The sequence below is a fragment of the Aquisalimonas lutea genome (genome assembly GCF_030409225.1).
GTDB classification, from domain to species: Bacteria; Pseudomonadota; Gammaproteobacteria; order Nitrococcales; family Aquisalimonadaceae; genus Aquisalimonas; species Aquisalimonas lutea.
This window is the reverse complement of sequence record NZ_JAUFPK010000005.1, coordinates 482,813-500,982: the sequence shown is the minus strand read 5'-3', so window position 1 is coordinate 500,982 and position 18,170 is coordinate 482,813. Positions and strand designations below refer to the sequence as shown.

At 71.1% G+C, this 18,170-nt stretch carries 19 protein-coding genes; 9 read left to right on the top strand and 10 right to left on the bottom strand.

The features are described 5' to 3' along the window. Nucleotides 1–18: 18 nt before the first annotated feature. Together QWY84_RS16615 and mobA are read right to left on the bottom strand one after the other, a co-directional pair. On the bottom strand, nucleotides 19–2,406 hold the full coding sequence (locus QWY84_RS16615; RefSeq protein WP_290204018.1) for a tetratricopeptide repeat protein: 2,388 nt from the start codon (nucleotides 2,404–2,406) through the stop codon (nucleotides 19–21). Then, complete coding sequence (mobA, locus tag QWY84_RS16610; protein ID WP_290204017.1) at nucleotides 2,399–3,037, bottom strand: molybdenum cofactor guanylyltransferase MobA; 639 nt, start codon at nucleotides 3,035–3,037, stop codon at nucleotides 2,399–2,401. The genes QWY84_RS16615 and mobA overlap by 8 nt, the downstream gene beginning before the upstream one ends. Nucleotides 3,038–3,307: 270 nt before the next feature. On the opposite strand from mobA, the gene QWY84_RS16605 reads away from it, so the two are divergent. Together QWY84_RS16605 and QWY84_RS16600 are read left to right on the top strand one after the other, a co-directional pair. Beyond that, the gene (locus QWY84_RS16605) at nucleotides 3,308–4,714 is read left to right on the top strand and encodes a sigma-54-dependent transcriptional regulator (RefSeq protein ID WP_290204016.1); all 1,407 of its coding nucleotides are present in this window, start codon (nucleotides 3,308–3,310) and stop codon (nucleotides 4,712–4,714) included. A gap of 46 nt (nucleotides 4,715–4,760) precedes the next feature. Beyond that, complete coding sequence (locus tag QWY84_RS16600; RefSeq protein WP_290204015.1) at nucleotides 4,761–6,131, top strand: GGDEF domain-containing protein; 1,371 nt, start codon at nucleotides 4,761–4,763, stop codon at nucleotides 6,129–6,131. Nucleotides 6,132–6,194: 63 nt separating this feature from the next. Here QWY84_RS16600 and QWY84_RS16595 read toward each other — a convergent pair whose 3' ends face one another. The 4 genes from QWY84_RS16595 to QWY84_RS16580 form a co-directional block, all read right to left on the bottom strand. Beyond that, nucleotides 6,195–6,560 carry a c-type cytochrome gene (locus QWY84_RS16595; protein WP_290204014.1) on the bottom strand — a complete coding sequence of 122 codons (366 nt, stop codon included), beginning with the start codon at nucleotides 6,558–6,560 and terminating at the stop codon, nucleotides 6,195–6,197. Between the two features lie 55 nt (nucleotides 6,561–6,615). Then, nucleotides 6,616–6,942 (bottom strand): c-type cytochrome, encoded by a 327-nt coding sequence (locus QWY84_RS16590; protein WP_290204013.1) that lies wholly within the window; start codon nucleotides 6,940–6,942, stop codon nucleotides 6,616–6,618. A gap of 113 nt (nucleotides 6,943–7,055) precedes the next feature. Beyond that, nucleotides 7,056–7,328: an acylphosphatase gene (locus tag QWY84_RS16585; RefSeq protein WP_290204012.1), complete on the bottom strand. Its 273-nt coding sequence runs from the start codon at nucleotides 7,326–7,328 to the stop codon at nucleotides 7,056–7,058. A gap of 45 nt (nucleotides 7,329–7,373) precedes the next feature. Then, nucleotides 7,374–8,699, bottom strand: a complete 1,326-nt coding sequence (locus tag QWY84_RS16580; RefSeq protein ID WP_290204011.1) for a virulence factor BrkB family protein — start codon at nucleotides 8,697–8,699, stop codon at nucleotides 7,374–7,376. A 137-nt stretch (nucleotides 8,700–8,836) separates the two neighbouring features. On the opposite strand from QWY84_RS16580, the gene wrbA reads away from it, so the two are divergent. Both wrbA and QWY84_RS16570 read left to right on the top strand, forming a co-directional pair. Beyond that, nucleotides 8,837–9,442, top strand: a complete 606-nt coding sequence (gene wrbA, locus QWY84_RS16575; protein WP_290204010.1) for an NAD(P)H:quinone oxidoreductase — start codon at nucleotides 8,837–8,839, stop codon at nucleotides 9,440–9,442. Continuing rightward, the gene (locus QWY84_RS16570; RefSeq protein ID WP_290204009.1) at nucleotides 9,439–9,786 is read left to right on the top strand and encodes a DUF2069 domain-containing protein; all 348 of its coding nucleotides are present in this window, start codon (nucleotides 9,439–9,441) and stop codon (nucleotides 9,784–9,786) included. The genes wrbA and QWY84_RS16570 overlap by 4 nt, the downstream gene beginning before the upstream one ends. Nucleotides 9,787–9,797: 11 nt before the next feature. On the opposite strand, the gene hda is transcribed toward QWY84_RS16570, so the two are convergent. Then, complete coding sequence (hda, locus tag QWY84_RS16565; protein WP_290204008.1) at nucleotides 9,798–10,508, bottom strand: DnaA regulatory inactivator Hda; 711 nt, start codon at nucleotides 10,506–10,508, stop codon at nucleotides 9,798–9,800. 147 nt (nucleotides 10,509–10,655) lie between these two features. Here hda and QWY84_RS16560 point away from each other — a divergent pair, with 147 nt between their 5' ends. Next, the gene (locus tag QWY84_RS16560; RefSeq protein WP_290204007.1) at nucleotides 10,656–11,684 is read left to right on the top strand and encodes a DUF481 domain-containing protein; all 1,029 of its coding nucleotides are present in this window, start codon (nucleotides 10,656–10,658) and stop codon (nucleotides 11,682–11,684) included. 3 nt (nucleotides 11,685–11,687) lie between these two features. Here QWY84_RS16560 and QWY84_RS16555 read toward each other — a convergent pair whose 3' ends face one another. Then, nucleotides 11,688–12,761 carry a DUF2066 domain-containing protein gene (locus tag QWY84_RS16555; RefSeq protein ID WP_290204006.1) on the bottom strand — a complete coding sequence of 358 codons (1,074 nt, stop codon included), beginning with the start codon at nucleotides 12,759–12,761 and terminating at the stop codon, nucleotides 11,688–11,690. A gap of 177 nt (nucleotides 12,762–12,938) precedes the next feature. Between QWY84_RS16555 and purM the strand changes: the two genes are divergently transcribed. Together purM and purN are read left to right on the top strand one after the other, a co-directional pair. Further along, on the top strand, nucleotides 12,939–14,003 hold the full coding sequence (gene purM, locus QWY84_RS16550) for a phosphoribosylformylglycinamidine cyclo-ligase (protein WP_290204005.1): 1,065 nt from the start codon (nucleotides 12,939–12,941) through the stop codon (nucleotides 14,001–14,003). Further along, nucleotides 14,000–14,668: a phosphoribosylglycinamide formyltransferase gene (gene purN / locus QWY84_RS16545; RefSeq protein WP_290204004.1), complete on the top strand. Its 669-nt coding sequence runs from the start codon at nucleotides 14,000–14,002 to the stop codon at nucleotides 14,666–14,668. Before purM ends, purN begins: the two co-directional genes overlap by 4 nt. A 12-nt stretch (nucleotides 14,669–14,680) precedes the next feature. Here the strand turns inward: purN and dcd are convergent, their stop codons facing one another. Beyond that, entirely contained in the window at nucleotides 14,681–15,247 is a 567-nt protein-coding gene (gene dcd, locus QWY84_RS16540; RefSeq protein ID WP_290204003.1) for a dCTP deaminase, read from the bottom strand. Between the two features lie 130 nt (nucleotides 15,248–15,377). On the opposite strand from dcd, the gene QWY84_RS16535 reads away from it, so the two are divergent. Further along, complete coding sequence (locus QWY84_RS16535; protein WP_290204002.1) at nucleotides 15,378–15,575, top strand: oxidoreductase-like domain-containing protein; 198 nt, start codon at nucleotides 15,378–15,380, stop codon at nucleotides 15,573–15,575. A gap of 174 nt (nucleotides 15,576–15,749) precedes the next feature. Then, nucleotides 15,750–16,001, top strand: coding sequence for a hypothetical protein (locus QWY84_RS16530; RefSeq protein ID WP_290204001.1), 252 nt, complete (start codon nucleotides 15,750–15,752; stop codon nucleotides 15,999–16,001). Between the two features lie 25 nt (nucleotides 16,002–16,026). Here QWY84_RS16530 and rlmKL read toward each other — a convergent pair whose 3' ends face one another. Then, nucleotides 16,027–18,162 carry a bifunctional 23S rRNA (guanine(2069)-N(7))-methyltransferase RlmK/23S rRNA (guanine(2445)-N(2))-methyltransferase RlmL gene (gene rlmKL, locus QWY84_RS16525; RefSeq protein WP_290204000.1) on the bottom strand — a complete coding sequence of 712 codons (2,136 nt, stop codon included), beginning with the start codon at nucleotides 18,160–18,162 and terminating at the stop codon, nucleotides 16,027–16,029. Nucleotides 18,163–18,170 lie beyond the last annotated feature (8 nt).

Genomic DNA, 18,170 nt, shown 5'->3' with positions numbered 1-18,170 from the left:
AACCCGGCGACGGGCCCGTCAGTGCAGGCGGTCCGGGTCCACGTCCAGGGCGTCCAGGTGCCGGCGCAGCTTCTGCAGCCGTGGCGAGATCATGCCCAGCGTGCCTTCCACGGAGGTAATGGTGCGGCGGAGAAGCTCGCGGGCCTCGTCGCGGCGGCCGGTATCCCGCAGCAACCCGGCGAGCCGGGTGACAGCGTTGATGTGGTCCATGTTGTCCCGACCCAGGATCCGCGCCGTGCGCTCCACGGCGTCCCGCAGCATGGGCTCGGCGTCGTCGAAACGCTTCTGTTCCGCATACAGGGCCGCCAGCTCGCACAGCGTCATCAGCGTGTGCGGATGCTCCTCGCCCATCAGGCCGCGCCAGGTCTCCAGGTTGCGCCGGTAGAGCTGCTCGGCCTCGCCGTGCTGGCCGGTCTCCCGGAGCAGATCGGCCAGGTTGTTCACGCTGGTGGCGGTGGCCGGGTGATCCCGCCCCACCAGGGTCTCCCAGTTGGCAATCGCCTTGCGGTACAGCGGCTCGGCCTCGTCGTAGCGGCCCATGGCGTCCTTGACCCCGGCCAGGTTGTGCAGGCTCGAGGCGGTATCCACATGCTCGGCGCCGAAGAGCTCCTCGCGGATATCCAGCGCCCGCTGGAACAGCATCTCGGCGGTCCGGTACTCCTCGCGGGCGTCCATCACCGCACCGAGGTTGTGGGCCGCCGCCGCGGTGGCCGCGTGCGCCGGACCGAAAACCGTCTCGGCGATGCCCAGGGCCCGCTGATACAGCGTCTCCGCCTGGTCGAAATCGTGCTCGGCGTACACCACCCCCGCGAGGTTGTCCAGGCACGCCGCCGTGGTCGGATGCCGATTGCCGTAGTGCTTCTCGGCGATGGTCAGCGCCCGGCGGAAATGCGGCTTGGCCGCGGCCGGATCGTCCATGGCCTTGAGCACGGCACCCAGGTTGGTGAGATACGGGATCAGCCCCGGATCCCCCTCGCCCAGCGACTGCTCCCGGGCCCGGAGCGCGGCGCGGTAGAGCTCCACCGCCGCCTGGCCGTTGCCCCGGGCCTCGTGCCACGTGGCCAGCTGGTGCCGGCTGGTGCGGGTTTCCGGATGGTCGGCGCCGAGCCGTTCCAGGCGCCGCTCCAGGGCATCCTGCAACAAGCCTTCGGCCTCGGGCCGTTCCTGCTCGGCGAGCCAGCTGCCCCGCAGCGCGAGCGCCCGCGCGCGCTGCCCGGCCGGCAGGGATTCCTCGTGGAACGCCAGCTCCTCCATGAACGGGGTCAGGTCGCCCCCGGGGATCTGGTCCCGGAACGCGGCGCAGAGAAGGAGCAGCAGCTCCGCCAGGCTCTCGCCGGCGAGCGCGGCCCGCCAGCCGGGGAGCCGCTGCGCATACCATGCCACCAGCTCCGCATCGCTCCCCCACGCATGCCACCAGCGCGTGAGGTCCAGGCGGTCCGGCTGGTGCAGCAACGCCAGCAGCACGTCGGGATCGGCCAGGAAGCGCGCCAGGTGCTCCCAGTCCCGGGCCCGGGTCAGCTGCCAGGGCAGCTCGTCGAGCCGGCGCTCGGGCGGCATGGCGGTCTCGGCGATCTCGGCCACCGTGCGATGGGCGGCCTGGCGATCCACGCCGTCCGGCAGCAGCGAGCGGCGGACGGCATCCCGCACCCCGGCACCGGCGAGCTGCAGCCGCCCGTCCACCTGGTAGACGGGCCCTTGCGCGGCAGGCGCTGCATGTCCCGCCGCCTCGAGCTCCGCGGCGGTCAGCCCCCGCCGGCTCGCCCACAGCATGCGCAGCACGGCGGGCGGAATCGATTCAGGGGTTCCGGCGTCCTCTGCGCCCGCCGACCCGGCGGATTCCGTGCCTTCCACCTGCCAGCCCCGCAGGCGGAGATTCTCGGCAACGGCGGAGCTTGCGGAGACACCGGCCACGATCCGCACCCCCGGCGGCAGATGATCCGGCAGCCAGGCCACCGCCTGCTCGGGATCAGCGTCGGTGAGCCGATCCACCGCGTCCAGCACCACGACGAGCCGGTAGCGGGCGGCTGCCCGCCCCAGCCAGTTGGGCAGGATCTCGCGCCGATCCTCCGGCGCCACCGGAAGGGGATCCGGCAACGCGGCGAGCCGCCGCAGCCACAGCAGCAGGCGCTCGAGCAGCCGTTCCGTGGACCGGCTCTCAGCGGTGCAGCCGACGAAATGGGCGAACAGCCCCGCCTCCGGGTGCTTGCCGGCATATCCCCGCGACCATGCCGCCAGCACGCCGGCGGTATCGCCGCCCGACAGCACCAGCGGCGCATCCTGGCGCGCCGCGTGCCGGTTGAGACGGCGCATGAGCTCGCGCGCCGAGGCATCCGCGACCGTCTCGGCGAAGGCCGCGTGATCCGCCGCCGACAGGGACTCGGGATCGAGTGCCGCCATCTCAGTCATGCCCCGGCTCCCGGCCGCCATCGTCGTGCGCACCAGCCAGCCGGGCGGCCACGGTACTGCGATCCTCCGGGGTGTTCACGTTGACGAACGCCTCCGGCCGGTCATCGAACGCCACCACGGCCAGGCCGTGGCGGGCGTACCAGCGGTCGATCTTGCGCCCGCCTTCCCGGAGGAATGCCTGCAGGTCCTCCAGCAGACACACGGGGAGTAGGGCGAAGACGGGCTGCATTCTGCCGTCGGCGTGGGCCACGCCGATATCCGCGTTCCGGTCGCGCACGCCCGCGGCCAGCCGGGCGACGAGATCCGGCGGCACCATGGGGGAGTCGCAGGGCACGGTCACCACCCAGTCGGTGGTGCTGGCGGCAAGCCCGGCGGCCATGCCCGCCAGCGGGCCGGCGAAGTCGCCGAAGGCGTCGGCGACCACCGGCCAGCCCCGCTGGCGATAGTCGGCCTCGTTGCGGTTGGCGTTGATCACCAGTCCGGCGGTCTGCGGCCGCAGGCGCTCCAGGACATGGTCCACCATGGCCCGGCCGGCGACCTCCACCAGGCCCTTGTCCATGCCCCCCATGCGCGTGGCACGACCACCGGCGAGCACGACGCCGGTTACAGTATTCCGTTCGGGTTCCGCCATCTGCCGGGCCACGTGTTGCTGCCGGAAAGGCACATCATAGCAGCCCGTTCCCGGGCTACGGCACAACAATGACGGCGCCGCGTCCGTGAAACAGCAACGCTTTCGGGTCATAATGCACCACATGCCCGGCCCGTGGTGCATTGCGTCGCGGACGCCGGCGACCGCAGTGCAGATGGACGGTATTGCAACCGATTGTCAGAATGATCGTGTGGCCAGCGGGCGACGACGGCGTCGCTGGAGACAGCCGGATCCAAGGGGGACATGCGGGGCGTGAATGAATCGGTCAACCAGGTGGTGTCCAGCGCCAACCCCCAGGGGTCGGCGGCCCAGGGCCGCCAGCATGCCGTGCTGGTCGTCGACGAAGACCCCGGCATGCGGGATCTCATGCGCTTTGCGCTGGATGATCGCGGCATGTTCGTGGAGGCGGCCGACACCATCGCCACGGCAGAGGCGCTGCGCGTGCGCTACCGCTTCGACGCCCTCGTCGTCAGCACGCGCATGCCCGACCAGTCCGGAACGGACTGGGCCCGGACCCTGCGCTCCCGCGGCGTAACGACCCCGATCGTCCTCATCGCCGCGCAGCCCGAGGACATGACGTCCCCGGAGGCGACGGGGCTGGCCGGCACCCATTTCCTCTCCCGCCCGTTCTCCCCCGAGGACCTGCAGGTCGCCGTCGACGAATGCCTGCGGGAGCCCGGCCCGGAGCCGGCCGGCGTGCGCGAGGACATGCCGTCCAGCGGACTGGAGGGGATCGTCGGCCACAGCGACGCCATGCGGGATCTCCTGGCCCTGTTGCGCCGGGTCTCCAGCCGCAGCACGACCGTGCTCCTGGAAGGCGAGTCCGGAACCGGCAAGGAGGTGGCGGCCCGCTGCCTGCACACGTTCAGCGGCCGGCGCGGGCCGTTCGTGCCCGTCAACTGCGGCTCCATCGCCCCGGAGCTGCTGGAAAGCGAGTTGTTCGGCCACATCAAGGGCGCGTTCACCGGCGCGACCCAGTCCCGGGAAGGGCTGTTCATCCATGCCCACCACGGCACGCTGTTCCTCGACGAGATCTGCGAGATGCCCCTGGGCATGCAGGCCAAGCTCCTGCGGGTGCTGGAAGAGCGCACCATCCGGCCGGTGGGCTCCGAGAAGGAGCTGCCCATCGACGTGCGCATCGTCACCGCGACCAATCGCACCATGGCCGACGAGGTCGCCGCAGGCCGGTTCCGGGAGGATCTCTACTACCGTCTCAACGTCCTCGGGCTGCGCCTGCCGCCGCTGCGGGAGCGTCCTTCCGACATCCCGCACCTGGCCCGGCTGTTCGTCCGCAACCTGGCCGAGGAGCTGTCCCTGCCGCCGCTGCAGCTCAGCGACGAGGACATGGAGACCCTGTCCGCCTATTCCTGGCCGGGCAACGTCCGCGAGCTCAAGAACCTCATGGAGCGGGCCATGCTGCTCAACCGCTCGCCGGCACGCTGCCTGGACAGCGAGCAGATCGACACGCCGATCTCGCTGGGGGAGACGCGCAGTGAGCTCGGCTTCCCGGTGGACATGCCGCTTGCCGAGGTGGAGAAGCAGCACATTCTCAAGGTGATGCGGGCCACCGGCGGCAACAAGTCGGAAGCCGCGCGGCGCCTGGGCGTCTCGCGCAAGACCCTGGAACGCAAGTTCAAGGTCTGGGATGACTCCCCCTGAGCATGGAACGCCTCGGACAGTACGCACGGATCACCCCGGGGAACGCATGACGGACGAGCTGGAACAGCTGCACGAGGCCGTGCGCCGCGCGGCACTGCGCCTCATACGGGCCGGCCGCGGCCGCACGCCGGACATGGACCGTGCCCTGGAAGAGCTGCGCCGGGCGCTGATCGATGATACCGACGCCGCCCGGATCGGCAGTGCCGCCGAAGAGCTCGGCGCGGCGCTGCTAACGCTGGACGACGCCCCGGAGCCGCCGGCCGCCGTACCGCCCGGGCCTGAACCGGCCGGCACGAGCGCACCGGAGCCACCCCGGTCCCTGCTTCGCCGGCTCCGCCGGCTGGGCCGGACGAACCCGGACAGACAGGAGACCAACGGCCACGTCATGGCCATCCGCCAGCGGCTGACGGCCATGGCCGATGCACTCGCGCTGCCCGCCCCCTACAAGCAGAAGCTGCGCGACGCCCGCAACGAGCTCGAAAGCGCCGAAACACCGGATGCGCTGGCGACCCGGGTCGACCGGATGGTCGACGTCCTGGTTGCCGCCAATCGGGACGAGTCCGCTGAGCTTGAAGCGTTTTTCCTGCAGCTCTCGCAACGGCTGGGAGACCTGCACGCGCTGCTGCGCTCCGACGAGGCGTCCGAGGAAGACGCCGACGCCGACGAAGCACGCCTGGACAGTGCCGTGCAGACCCGCGTGCAGTCGATCCAGACCGCTCTCCGCGATACCCGTGACTCACGGCAAGCCCACCGGCTGATCAGCGCGGATCTCGACACGTTGGTACGGGAGGTCGCCACCTACCGGGAAACACGGGATGTCCGCCGCCGCAAGACCCGGGAACGCAACGAGGCGCTGCGGGTCCGGTTGCAGGAAGCCCAGGAAGAGTCCGCGCGGCTGCGCTCCGCGCTGGCGCACGAGCAACAACGGGCCGCCGAAGACCATCTCACGGGCATCGGCAACCGCGAGGCCCACGAGAAGCGCCTCGCCGATGAAATGACGCGGGGCGCGCGAACCGGAACCCCCGTGAGCCTCATGGTCATCGACGTCGACGCATTCAAGCCCGTGAACGACCGCTACGGCCACTCCGCCGGCGACGACCTCCTTGCCCGGCTGGCCGCACTGCTGCAGGAATCCGTTCGGACCAACGACTTCCTGGCACGTTACGGCGGCGAGGAGTTCACGCTGGTGCTTCCCGGAACGCCCCTGGCCCAGGCGTGCACCCTAGCGGAACATCTGCGCGAGGCCGTGGCGACGACACCCATGGACACCGAAGCCGGCGCGCTCACCGTGACGGTCTCCATCGGCGTGGCGGAAGCCGGGAACGGCGAGGCGCCGGAGTCCCTGTTCCGCCGAGCCGACCGGGCCCTGTACCGGGCCAAGGGTGCGGGCCGGAACCGGGTCGCGGCCGACGGCTGACCGGGAGAACGTCGCCTTGCCAGAGCACCGCTGCGGCGCGCAGAAGCACGCGGGAATGGTTTCTTAACGCTCCGGCGTGTACAGCTCGCCCTCGAGCTGGGAATAATAGGCGGCCACGTTGCGCAGCTCCTGCATGGACAGGCCGCTCACCTGGCCCTGCATCACGGAATTGTCCCGCTCGCCCTCCTTGTACTGGCGCAGCGCCTCGACGAGATAGTCGCGGTGCTGCCCGGCCAGCCGGGGCCACTGCGGATTGCTCTGTGAACCGTCAACGGCGTGGCACGCCATGCACTGACTCTCGGCGATCTCCCGGCCGGCCCGGGGGTCGCCGCCGTGGTCACCATTGTCACCACCGTCGGCCGCCAGCGCACTGGTAGCGAGCAACAGGCCGGCCACGCCGACGCCAAGGGCAAAGATCTGTTTCATCATGTCGTCCGGATTCCGTTACTGCGAACCTGGGGCCGCCACCCGGCCCCGCGATGACTCACGGCTGCTGCGCGAAGAACGCAGCGATGTCACGCATTTCCTGCTCGCTCAGGCCCGCGGCCTGGGCCTGCATGGTGGGGTGCTCGCGGTCACCGTTCTTGTAGGCCTGAAGCGCGCTCACCAGGTACTCGGCGTACTGGCCGCCGAGCTTGGGCACCCGGTAAGACGGGTAGGCGTTGCGCGCCCCTTCCACGGCATGACACCCCATGCAGGTGGTCGCGAGCTGCTCGCCCACCACCGGATCACCGCCCTCCTGGGCCTGGGCCGTCCCGCCGGCAGCGACCGCACCGAGCGTCAATCCGAGGAGCAATGTCGTCAGTCTCATCAAGTGCTCTCTTGCTGCGTGTTGTTCCATCGCCGTACCGGGCCCGTGCGACGGGCCCCACCCGAAAACAGGGCAATATGTTTCCATGGATCGCCCCGGGGGTAAACCTCGCTTCAGCGCACGTCGAAGCCCGAAGGCGGCTCCACGTCCACGTCCTCGCAATGCACGGCCTCCACCCGCGCCGCCCGCGGGCCCTTCTCCAGCCAGGCGTGGAAGGCCTCGAGCGCCTCCTCGGAGCCGCAGGCGAGCACGCGCACGCGGCCGTCACGCAGGTTCTCCGCATATCCCCGGACACCGACCCGCAGGGCCTCCTCCTGGGCCGAGCCGCGAAAGAACACGCCCTGCACGTGGCCGGAGACGTAGCACAGAATGCATCGCTGCGACATCAGCAAACCTCCATCGGCTGTCATGTTGGCCGGGAGCCCGGCCCGTCAGTCGCCGGCGGCGCGATCCGTGCGCGGGTGGACGGTCGCCTCGCCCGGCGGCGGCTCGAGCAGGTCCCGCACGGGCCGGTCCAGGGCCCCCTCCGCCCCGGCGACGGCCTCGCCCAGCACGCGCGACAGCGCGCGGTTCCAGGGATCGCGCTGGCGCAGCCGCGAGGGCACGTCGGCAAGCACGAACGGATACCCCCGGTACAGGTCCAGCAGCGTATAGCTGGACGGATCGCGCGCAAGCACCCAGCCGCCCTCTTCCATGCGCCGGATCACCCGTGTGCGCTCCAGCGCATCGATGGCCTCGCCGATAGCGGCATCGCCGGCATCCGGCTCGCGCTCCATGATCTCCTGGCGCGTCAGTCCGCGCCCTTCCTGCTGCGCCCGCCAGAAATCGCCGATCAGGCGCACCGCCAGGACCAGCGTCAGATGCGGCTCCGAGAGCGAGCCGGCACGGGCCTGGCGGTAGCCGGACAGGGCCTTGGTAAATTCCGCACCCAGCAGCACCACGACCCAGCAGACGTAGATCCAGATGAGAAAGATCGGCAGCGCGGCAAGGGTACCGTAGATGGCCTCGTAGGTGGGAACGGTGGTGACGAACGCGGCGAAGCCCCGCTTGGCCCCCTCGAACAGCACCGCGGCGAATACGGCGCCGGCGACGGCGTGCCAGAGGGGGACCCGGCGGTTCGGTACCGCTGCGTACAGGAACATGAAGGCGAGCACCACGCCCACGAACGGCGTCACCGCGAGCATGCCCTGCTGCAGTGAGCCGACATCCGCCAGGTCGGTGAACTCGGCCAGGGCCACCAGGTAGGACGACAGCACCAGGGAGGCAGCCACGAGGAACGGCCCCACGGTAATGACCGTCCAGTACACCATGAAGCTCTGCACGGCGCTGCGGCGCTTGCCGCCGCGCCAGATGCGGTTCATGGCCTTGTCGATGGCGCCCATCATGAGGATGGCGGCCACGGTGATCCCGATCAGGCCGGCGGCGGTCAGCTCCGCGGCCCGGCTGGCGAACTGCTGCATGTAGTCCTGGACCACTTCGCCGGAGGCGGGCACCAGGTTGGCGAACAGCCAGTCCTGGATGCTGGCGCTGAAGCCCTCGAACACCGGGAACGCCGTCATCACGGAAAAGATCACCGCAAACAGCGGCACGATGGACAGCAGCGTCGTGTAGGCAAGGGTGCCGGCGCTGTCCAGGCAGCCGTCCTCGAGGAACCGGTGACCCACGTGGCGCACGAACGCGACCAGCTCGGCCGCGGCGTGCCGCAGCCACGGCCCGAGGTGCTCCCGGTCGGGGAGCCGGGCAAGGAACCGGTTCATCACGACGGCCTCCCCTGAACGAACGCCACGGATCCAGTCTGACACCCCCGGCGGCGGGCGTCATTCCCGGGACCGCGCCGTTGCCGTACAATGCCGGTCACCGCCGGCCGCCCGAGAGACCGCGTCAGACGCTTGCCATGTCCCGAATCCTGGTCCTCTTCTACAGCCGCCACGGCGCCGTCCGGCACATGGCCGAGCAGATCGCGCGCGGCGTCGAAAGCCACGCCGAGGCCGAGGCCGTGGTCCGCACCGTGCCCGCGGTGTCCACGACCATCGAGGCCAGCGAGCCGCCGGTGCCCTCCTCCGGCCCGCCCTACGCCACGCTCGCGGACCTCGAGGACTGCCACGGCCTGGCCCTCGGCAGCCCTACGCGCTTCGGCAACATGGCCGCCCCGCTCAAGCACTTCCTGGACGGCACCTCCGGGCTGTGGCTCAGCGGCACGCTGGCGGACAAGCCGGCGGCGGCGTTCACCTCCACCGGCACCCTTCACGGCGGCCAGGAGACCACGCTGGTCACCATGATGATGCCGCTGCTGCACCACGGCATGCTGCTCATGGGCCTGCCCTACACGGAGCCGGAGCTCACCAGCACCGGCAGCGGCGGCACGCCCTACGGGCCGAGCCACGTGGCCGGGGCGGACGGCCAGGGTCCGCACACCGAGGAGGAGGAACGGCTCTGCCGGGCGCTCGGGCGGCGCCTGGCCGACACAGCAGTGGCGCTGGAGCGGGGCCGGCGCGCATGAGACCGGTATCCCTGGCCCACGGCGTCACCGTCGCCGCGCACCTGGGACTGCTGGCCCTGGTGCTGAGCTGGCTGACCTGGCTGGCCCCGCCGCAGCCCGGGCTGATCGCCCCCCTGGCATTGATCACCGCCACCCCGCTGGTGATCGGTGTCCGCGGCATCCTGCACGCCCGCAACTATACCCTGGCCTGGACCAGCCTGGTATCGCTGGCCTACTTCGTCCACGGTGCCGCGCTGGCGGGCTCGCCCGGGCAGTCCGGCTGGCTGGCGGTGACGGAGATCGTCCTCAGCATGGCGCTGTTCACGGGCTGCCTGGCGGTCATTCGCCTGCGCAGGACCCGCTGACGGGCCGTGACTCAGTCGGCCGCCAGCACCCGCCGCAGGAAGGGGATCGTCAGACGCCGCTGCTCGGCAAGGGCCGCCCGGTCGAGGACATCCAGGAGCCGGAACAGCGAGTCCATGTCCCGGGGCTGGCGCCGCAGCAGGTAGGCGCCCGCCTCGGCGGGCAGCTCCAGCCCGCGGAGGCGGGCCCGGTGGCGCAGCGCCGCCAGCTTGTCGTCGTCGTCCATGGGACGGAGGCGCTCCCGCAATCCCCACTGCAGTCGCGACACCAGGTCGGGGAGGACCAGGCCCACTGCGTCGGGGCGATCGGCGGCGCTGAGCAGCAGGGCCGTGCCGGCATCGCGCATACGGTTGAACGCGTGGAACAGCGCCTCCTCCCAGGCCGCGTCAGCGGCGATGCAGTGGAGATCGTCCAGGGCCAGGAGATCCAGCCGCTCCATGCCTTCCAGGATCTCCGGGCGCAGGGACGCCCGCTCGGACAGGGGCAGATAGGCGACCGGATCACCGCGCTCGCTGCCGGCGCGGGCGGCGGCCTGCAACAGATGGGACTTGCCCGTGCCACCGGGGCCATGGAGGTAGACGCAGGTCTCCTCGCCGGCGAGCAGGCGCTCCACCGCCGCCAGGGCGCGGGCATTGCCCGCCGGATGGAAGCTTGCCAGGCTGGCGGCGTCCTCCCAGCGGATGCCCAGGGGGAGCTGTACGGGTTCCGGCGATGACGGGCCCACGCTAACCTCCGCGCACGGGTGGTAAGCGGAATTCTACCCGCAGCGCCGGGCAAGCGCGAGCCGGGCCGGGTCGCGTCCGCTCGCTACGTTGCGTAGACTCCCGGCCCGTTGCAGACCGCCGATACCGGAATCGCGGGAGACGTTTGCATGAGACCTCGCCTGCCACGCGCCCTTGCCCTGCTCTTCGCCCTGGCCCTGCCGACGGCGGCCCCGGCCGACACGCTGCTGCTGGACAACGGCGACCGGATCACCGGCACCTTCGTGGAGATCGACGATGACCGGCTCACGTTCCGCCCCGACACCACCGACGAGGCGCTGTCCGTACCACTGGCCGCGGTTGCGCAGCTGCGCACCGATGACGCCATCCAGGTGCTCATGGAAGACGGCACCCAGGTCCGCGGGCGCAGCGTGGCGTCGGCGGACGGCACCATCCGGCTGCAGAGCGAGTCCTTCGACGAGCCGCTGGTGTTCCCTGTCACGGCCATCACCCGGGGAACCGGGCCGGAGACACCCGTGCGCCCCGCCGTGCGCACCAGCGGCGACATCAGCCTCGGCATGCGCCTGACCGGCGGCAACGACCAGCGCCGCAGCATCAACGGGAAGGCGGCCGCCACGGTCCGCACCGAGGTCAATCGGCTCCGTTTCAACGGCGAATTCAACCAAGCGGAGGATGACGGCGAAGAAACCGAGGACAACGCCGCCGGCAACATCCGCTACGACCATTTCGTCTCCGAACGGACGTACGTCAATGCCAACGTGGGCCTCGCCCGGGACGAGTTCCGCGATCTGCGCCTGCGCTCGTCCTTCGGTGTCGGCCTCGGCTACCAGGTCTTCGACACGGATCGCCGGCAGCTCTCCGGCGAGCTGGGCATCAGCTACGTCAACGAGGACTACTACAGCGACGGCAGCGAGAGCAATCCGGCGGGCCGCTGGGCGCTGGACTACGAGGAGCGGCTGGCGGGCGACGGGTTACGGCTGTTCCATACCCAGGAAGGACTGGTCAACGTCGATGACACCGACGACGTGGTGATCACCACCCGCACCGGCCTGCGCTTTCCCATTGCGGCCGGGATCACGGGCACCGTTCAGGCCAACGTGGACTACGAGAGCCAGCCCGTGGGCGACAATGAGCGCACGAGCACCGCCTACGTGATCACCGCCGGGTACAGCTGGTAGGCCTCAGCCCTCGCCGCCGGTGGCGCTCAAGCGGAAGACATAGTCCGGGCGCACCCCCGACAGTGCGTCTTCCGCCGCGGCGTCGGCACGCTCCCGCTCCGTCTCGGTCAGCATGCGGCTGTCGCGAAGGCGCTCCAGGGCCTGCTCCGACAGGCCGCGGATGCGCAGCCGGAAGTCCACGGCCCGGTCGGCCACGCGCAGGACCTCCACCGCCTCGACATCGCGTACGCCGCGCAGATGGGACTCCACGCGCGCGTAGGCGTCAAGCCCCCCGACGTCCCGCACTCGCAGCGTGACCCGCCCGACCGAGTCCGGATCCGGCACCCGGGCGTAGCGCCTTGCCAGCCGCACCGCACCCGTGTCCACGCCGACCTCGAGAGCCGCTTCCAGCTCTCCCTGCTCCACCGTCCAGTCGTAGCTCTCGCCATCCCAGAACAGCGTCCAGCGGCTGCGCCAGGTGTCGCCGCGACGGTCCACCCGGCCCAGCAGCACGCCTTCGGCGTCGTAGCGACGCGACGCCTCCATGACCGGCTCCCGGAAGCCGCCCCACAGATCCGAGGTGGACACTGCCTGCTGGTCCTGGAGGTCCATCAGCGGAAACAGCAGCGGCAGACCGGCGTCGGCGGCGCTCTGCCACAGGACGCGGCGCAGCTCGGGACTGTCCTCGCTGCTGACGATCCGGCGCTCGCCGCCGCGATTGACGACCACCCACGCCAGCGTACGGGGACGCCCGTCCACGGGCCACAGGGCAACCTCGCGCTGTACCAGGGCATCCTGGAGCGCCGGGCCGTCGTAGCGGACCCGGAGCTCGACGCCGTCGTCCGTATCGTTGTAGCCGTACTGCTGGACGTACTGGTCGGCGTTGTCCAGCAGGGCGCCCAGCGCCTGCTCGTCCTCGGGGGACTCGCGTCCCGTCAGGCGCGCGACGATCCGGCGCAGGCCCTCCCGCACCGCGGCCTCGCGCTGCTCGGCGGACTGATCGTCGACGTCCAGGCGCACGTCGAACAACCCGGTGGCACCGGACGCCAGAACCGGGACCAGACAAAGGAACACCGCCCACCAGAACCGCTTGCGCATACCGTCTCCGCAGACTCCTCGTGCCGTTTGGCCCCGCCGGGAGGCGGGCCCCATTCGTCACGCAACCATAGCATGTCGCGCCCTCGCGCGAACGCCCCCGGGGTGCTCCGGGCGCCGGGATCCGCTACCATACCGTCCCGAACCTGAGCCGTCGCGCAACCCGGGGAGTATTCGCCATTGGCCTCCGATCCGCCTGACACCGACAACGGGCTGACCTACCGCGATGCCGGCGTGGACATCGACGCCGGCAACAGCCTGGTGGAGCGCATCGGCCCCGCGGTCGCCCGCACCCGGCGCCCCGAGGTGGTGGGCGGCCTGGGCGGATTCGGGGGACTGTTCGCCCTGCCCGCGGACCGCTACCGGCAACCGGTACTGGTCTCGGGCACGGACGGGGTGGGCACCAAGCTCAAGCTCGCGGTGGAGACGGGACGCCACGACGGCATCGGCATCGACCTGGTGGCCATGTGTGTCAACGACATCATCGTCTGCGGCGCCGAGCCGCTGTTCTTCCTGGACTACTACGCCACGGGCAAGCTGGACGTGGACGTCGCCGCCGCCGTGGTGACCGGCATCGCCCGGGGCTGCGAGCAGGCCGGCGCGGCGCTGATCGGCGGCGAGACCGCCGAGATGCCGGGCATGTACGCGGCGGGCCACTATGATCTGGCCGGCTTCTGTGTCGGCGCCGTGGAGCGCGACGAGATCATCGACGGCAGCAGCGCACAGCCCGGAGACGCGCTGATCGCGCTGGCCAGCAGCGGCCCCCATGCCAACGGCTACTCGCTGATCCGCCGCGTGCTGGAAGACAGCGGCGCGCGCCCCGACGACCGCCTGGGCGAGGGCACGCTGGGACAGGCCCTCATGGAGCCCACGCGCATCTACGCCCGGGCCGTGGCGGCGCTGCAGCGCCAGGTGCCGATCAACGCCATGGCGCACATCACCGGCGGAGGGCTGACCGAGAACCTGCCGCGGACGCTCCCGGCCCCCTGCGCCGCGGTGGTCGACACCACCAGCTGGCGCTGGCCGCCGGTCTTCCAGTGGCTCCGGGACGCCGGCGGCATCGCGGAGCGCGAGATGTACCGGACCTTCAACTGCGGCGTCGGCATGGTGATCTGCGTGCCGCCCGACCACCGCGAGCGCGCCCTGGATACGCTGCAGGGCCTGGGCGAGCAGGCGTGGACGCTGGGCTACCTGGAGGACACCCCGGACGACGGCGAACGCGTGCGGTTCACGGAGGGCCGATGACCGCCGCACCCGCCCGCGTGGTGGTGCTGATCTCGGGCGGCGGCAGCAACCTGCAGGCGCTGATCGATGCCCGCGACGCCGGCACCCTCCCCGCCGATCTGTGCGCCGTCATCAGCAACCGCGCGGATGCCCGCGGCCTCGCCCGCGCGCGCGAGGCCGGAATCGCCGCGGAGGTCCTGGACCACCAGGCCTACCCGTCGCGGGAGGCCTACGACACCGCCCTGCGCCAGCGCATCGAGGCCCATGGCGCCGGGCTGGTCGTTCTCGCCGGATTCATGCGCATTCTCAGCGACGGCCTGGTGGAGCACTTCCGCGGACGCATGCTCAACATCCATCCGTCGCTGCTGCCCGCCCACCGCGGCCTGCACACCCATCGCCGGGTACTGGAGGCGGGCGAGAGCCAGCACGGCTGCAGCGTGCATTTCGTCACCCCGGCCCTGGATGCGGGCCCGGTCATCGCCCAGGGCGCCGTCGCGGTCCGGCCCGGCGACACGGCGGACGCCCTCGCCGCCCGGGTGCAGGTGCAGGAGCACCGGATCTACCCCCTGGTGGTGCGGTGGTTCGCCGAAGGCCGGCTGGAGCTCGCCGGCGAGCGCGTCATTCTGGACGGTCGCCCCATGGCCGCGCCGCTGCGCCTGCACGCGGGCGAACCGCTGCCGGCGTGACCCCGCGCGGTCTCAGGAGCGCGGCAGAGTCACGCCGCTCTGGCCCATGTACTTGCCGCCGCGGTCCTTGTAGGAGACCTCGCAGACCTCGTCCGACTCCAGGAACAGCATCTGCGCCACGCCCTCGTTGGCGTAGATGCGCGCCGGCAGCGGGGTGGTGTTGGAGAACTCGAGGGTGACGTGGCCCTCCCACTCGGGCTCCAGCGGCGTGACATTGACGATGATGCCGCAGCGGGCGTAGGTGGACTTGCCCAGGCACACGGTCAGTACCGTGCGGGGAATGCGGAAGTACTCCACGGTGCGGGCCAGGGCGAAGGAGTTGGGCGGAATGATGCACACGTCCGACTTCACGTCGACGAAGCTGTTCTGGTCGAAGTTCTTGGGGTCGACGATGGCGGAGTTGATGTTGTGGAAGATCTTGAACTCGTCGGCGCAGCGCACGTCGTAGCCGTAGCTGGAGGTGCCGTAGGAGATGATGCGGCCGCGCTCCGCCGTCTCCCGCACCTGACCGGGCTCGAAGGGCTCGATCATGCCCTCGGCGGCCATGCGCCGGATCCACTTGTCCGATTTGACTGCCATCCCCATCCCCCCGGGAGAATACGGCCGTGGCCTGCGGGTCGAACCACGCCGAAGGCCCTGCAACCGCGTAAAGGGCGGATTGTACCGCCCGGTGTGTGCGGTCGCCAACGACCCGCCGGAGGAGAACGCCATGAGTGACCCGGAGCACGACGACGGCCCCCGCCTGCCGCCGCCGCCGCAGCCGCCGGACCCGTCGGAGTGCTGCAACAGCGGCTGCGAGCCCTGCGTCTTCGAGCTCTACGAGGACGCCCTGGAGCGCTGGGAGGCGCGCGTCGAGCGCATCCGCGAGCAGTGGCGGCGGCAGCGTGAGGATCCGGGCGGCGGCTGACGCCCCCGGCCACCGATCGCCGTGCCGGGGACCGCCGATCGGGACGACTGGACCTGTGCCGGCCGGCATCGTAAGGTTAACTCAAGTGTCCTGTAACCCAAGTTTTGTCCGCGCGGCTGGTGTTGCGTCTACCGTTCCGCGGGACGCGCCGGGCCGCCGTGGGAGGGGAAGCGCATGCACGGAACCGTCGCCCTGATCAATGCCGACGACGCCCTGGTGGCCGTGGAGACCGAGCACGGCGAATACACCGTCATGGGCGTCATGGAAGAGGACGCGCTGGCCGTGGGAGACATCCTGGTCGGCGATCTCGAGCGCCTCGACTACCAGGTACTGGACAACTCGACCCGGGGGACGCAGGTGTCCGTGTACGTGGAGGACACCGAGCTGGGCCTGGAGCAGGCGCGCTCCAAGCTCGACATGGCCTAGGCAAGCGCACCCGGGTTACAGGACACTAGCGGCGGATGAACCAGCAATGGTGGATGCGCCGGTTGCGGCGGAAATCCGGCGGGATCGACCAGTCCGTGCAATCGCTCACGCGCAGGTCCTCCAGGGCGCTCTCCTCCAGGCGGAAACGGCGCAGGTTGGTGGAGAATACGAGCACGCCGCCGTCGGCCAGGAGCTGCACGGCCAGCCGGATGAGATCGGCGTGATCCCGCTGGACGTCCAACGTGCCCTGCATCCGCTTGGAGTTGGAGAAGCTCGGCGGATCCAGCAGGATCAGGTCGTATTGGCGCGCGCGCTCCCCGGCCGCCTTGCGCAACCACTCGGTGCAATCCGCGCGCACCCGCTCGTGGGCCGCGTCGTCGGCCAGCCCGTTGGCCTCCAGGTTGCTCCGGGCCCAGTCCAGGTAGGTGGCGGACAGATCCACGCTGGTGGTCTCCCGCGACCCGCCCAGGGCGGCGTGCACCGTGGCCGCACCGGTATAGGCGAACAGGTTGAGAAAGCTGCCGCCGGCGATGTTGTCACGGATCCACTGGCGCACCGGGCGGTGATCCAGGAACAGTCCGGTATCCAGGTAATCGGTGAAGTTCACCCGCAGCCGGGCGCCGTACTCCTCCACGGTATGGAACCGTCCCTCATGGCCCTGACGCCGGTACTGGGCAAGCCCCTTCTGCGGCGCCCGCACCTTGAGGGCCATGTGCTCCGGCGACACGCCGTTGGCCTCGGGTAGCGCGGCCATGGCCTGGCGCAGGCGCCGGGCGGCATCCCGGGGATCCACCGAGCGCGGCGGGGCGTACTCCTGGACGTGAAGCCACGGCCCCTCCTCCACCGTGTCGTAGACATCGGCGGCCAGCGCGTACTCCGGGATGTCCGCGTCATAGACCCGGTAGCAGCTCACCCCGGAGCGCTTCAGCCAGGAGCGCAGCCGGCGACGGTTCTTGCGGATGCGGTTGGTCAGGGGCTCGGCCGCCGCCGCACCTGCCTCGTCGCCGCCGGCGGCGATGACGAATCGCTCCAGGCGGCACAGGATGGGGCCGTTGCGCACGGTCCAGCTCTTGTCCGGGCGCAGGCCGAGCTCGGCACCGGCACCGTTGAGTACCACGGCCTGCCAGCCCGGGAACCGCTGGCGCAGGATCTCGCCGAAACGGGCGTACAGCGGCACCAGGCTGGGGTCGCTGTCGAGGCGCTCGCCGTAGGGCGGATTGCTGGCCACCAGCCCGGCCGCCGACCGGCTGCCCGGGGGCGCTGCATCCGCGAGCTCGCGGCGCTCCACGTGCACGCTGCCGGTGAGCCCGGCATCCGCCACGGCCCGAATCGCCGCGCGCACCGCCTGCGCGTCGCGGTCGTAGCCGGCGATGGCGGGCAGGTGCTGAAGCCCGTGCTCGCGCCGCTGCCGCGCTTCCGCCACCAGGCCCTGCCAGCATGCCTCGTCGTGGCCCCGCCAGCCGCGAAAGCCCCAGTAGGAGCGCAACAGCCCCGGCGCGACATCGCCGGCCATCAGCGCCCCCTCGATGACCAGCGTGCCCGAGCCGCAGAACGGATCCACCAGCGCGCCGCCGTCCCGGGCGATGGCCGGCCAGCCCCCGCGCAGGAGCATGGCCGCCGCCAGGTTCTCCTTCAGGGGCGCCGCCACCCCCGGCCGCCGGTAGCCCCGCCGGTGGAGGCTCTCCCCGGAGAGATCCAGGGACAGGGTGACCGCCTCGCCCACCTGGTAGGCGTGCACCCGCACGCCCGGTTGCTCGACGTCCACGTCGGGCCGGCGCCCGGTCGCCTCGCGGAAGCAATCCACCAGGGCATCCTTGACGCGCAGGCTGCCGTAGTGGGTATGGGCGACCGCCGGCCGGACGCCGCCGAAGGTCACCGCGACCGTGGCCTCCGGCACCACCACCTCGGGCCACGGGACTTCCCGTGCGCCCGCGTACAGCGCCTCGGCATCCGCCGCGGCGTAGCGGGCCAGGGGCAGCAGCACCCGGTTGCCGACGCGGGACCACAGGCAGGCGCGGTACGCGACCTCCAGCGGCCCCGCAAACCCCACCCCGCCCTGCCGCCGCGCCACGTCGTCCGCGCCGAGGGCTTCCAGCTCCGCCGCCAGCAGGCCTTCCAGGCCGCCGGGGCAGGTGGCGATGAACTCGTGGCGGGTCTCCATGGCGGCAG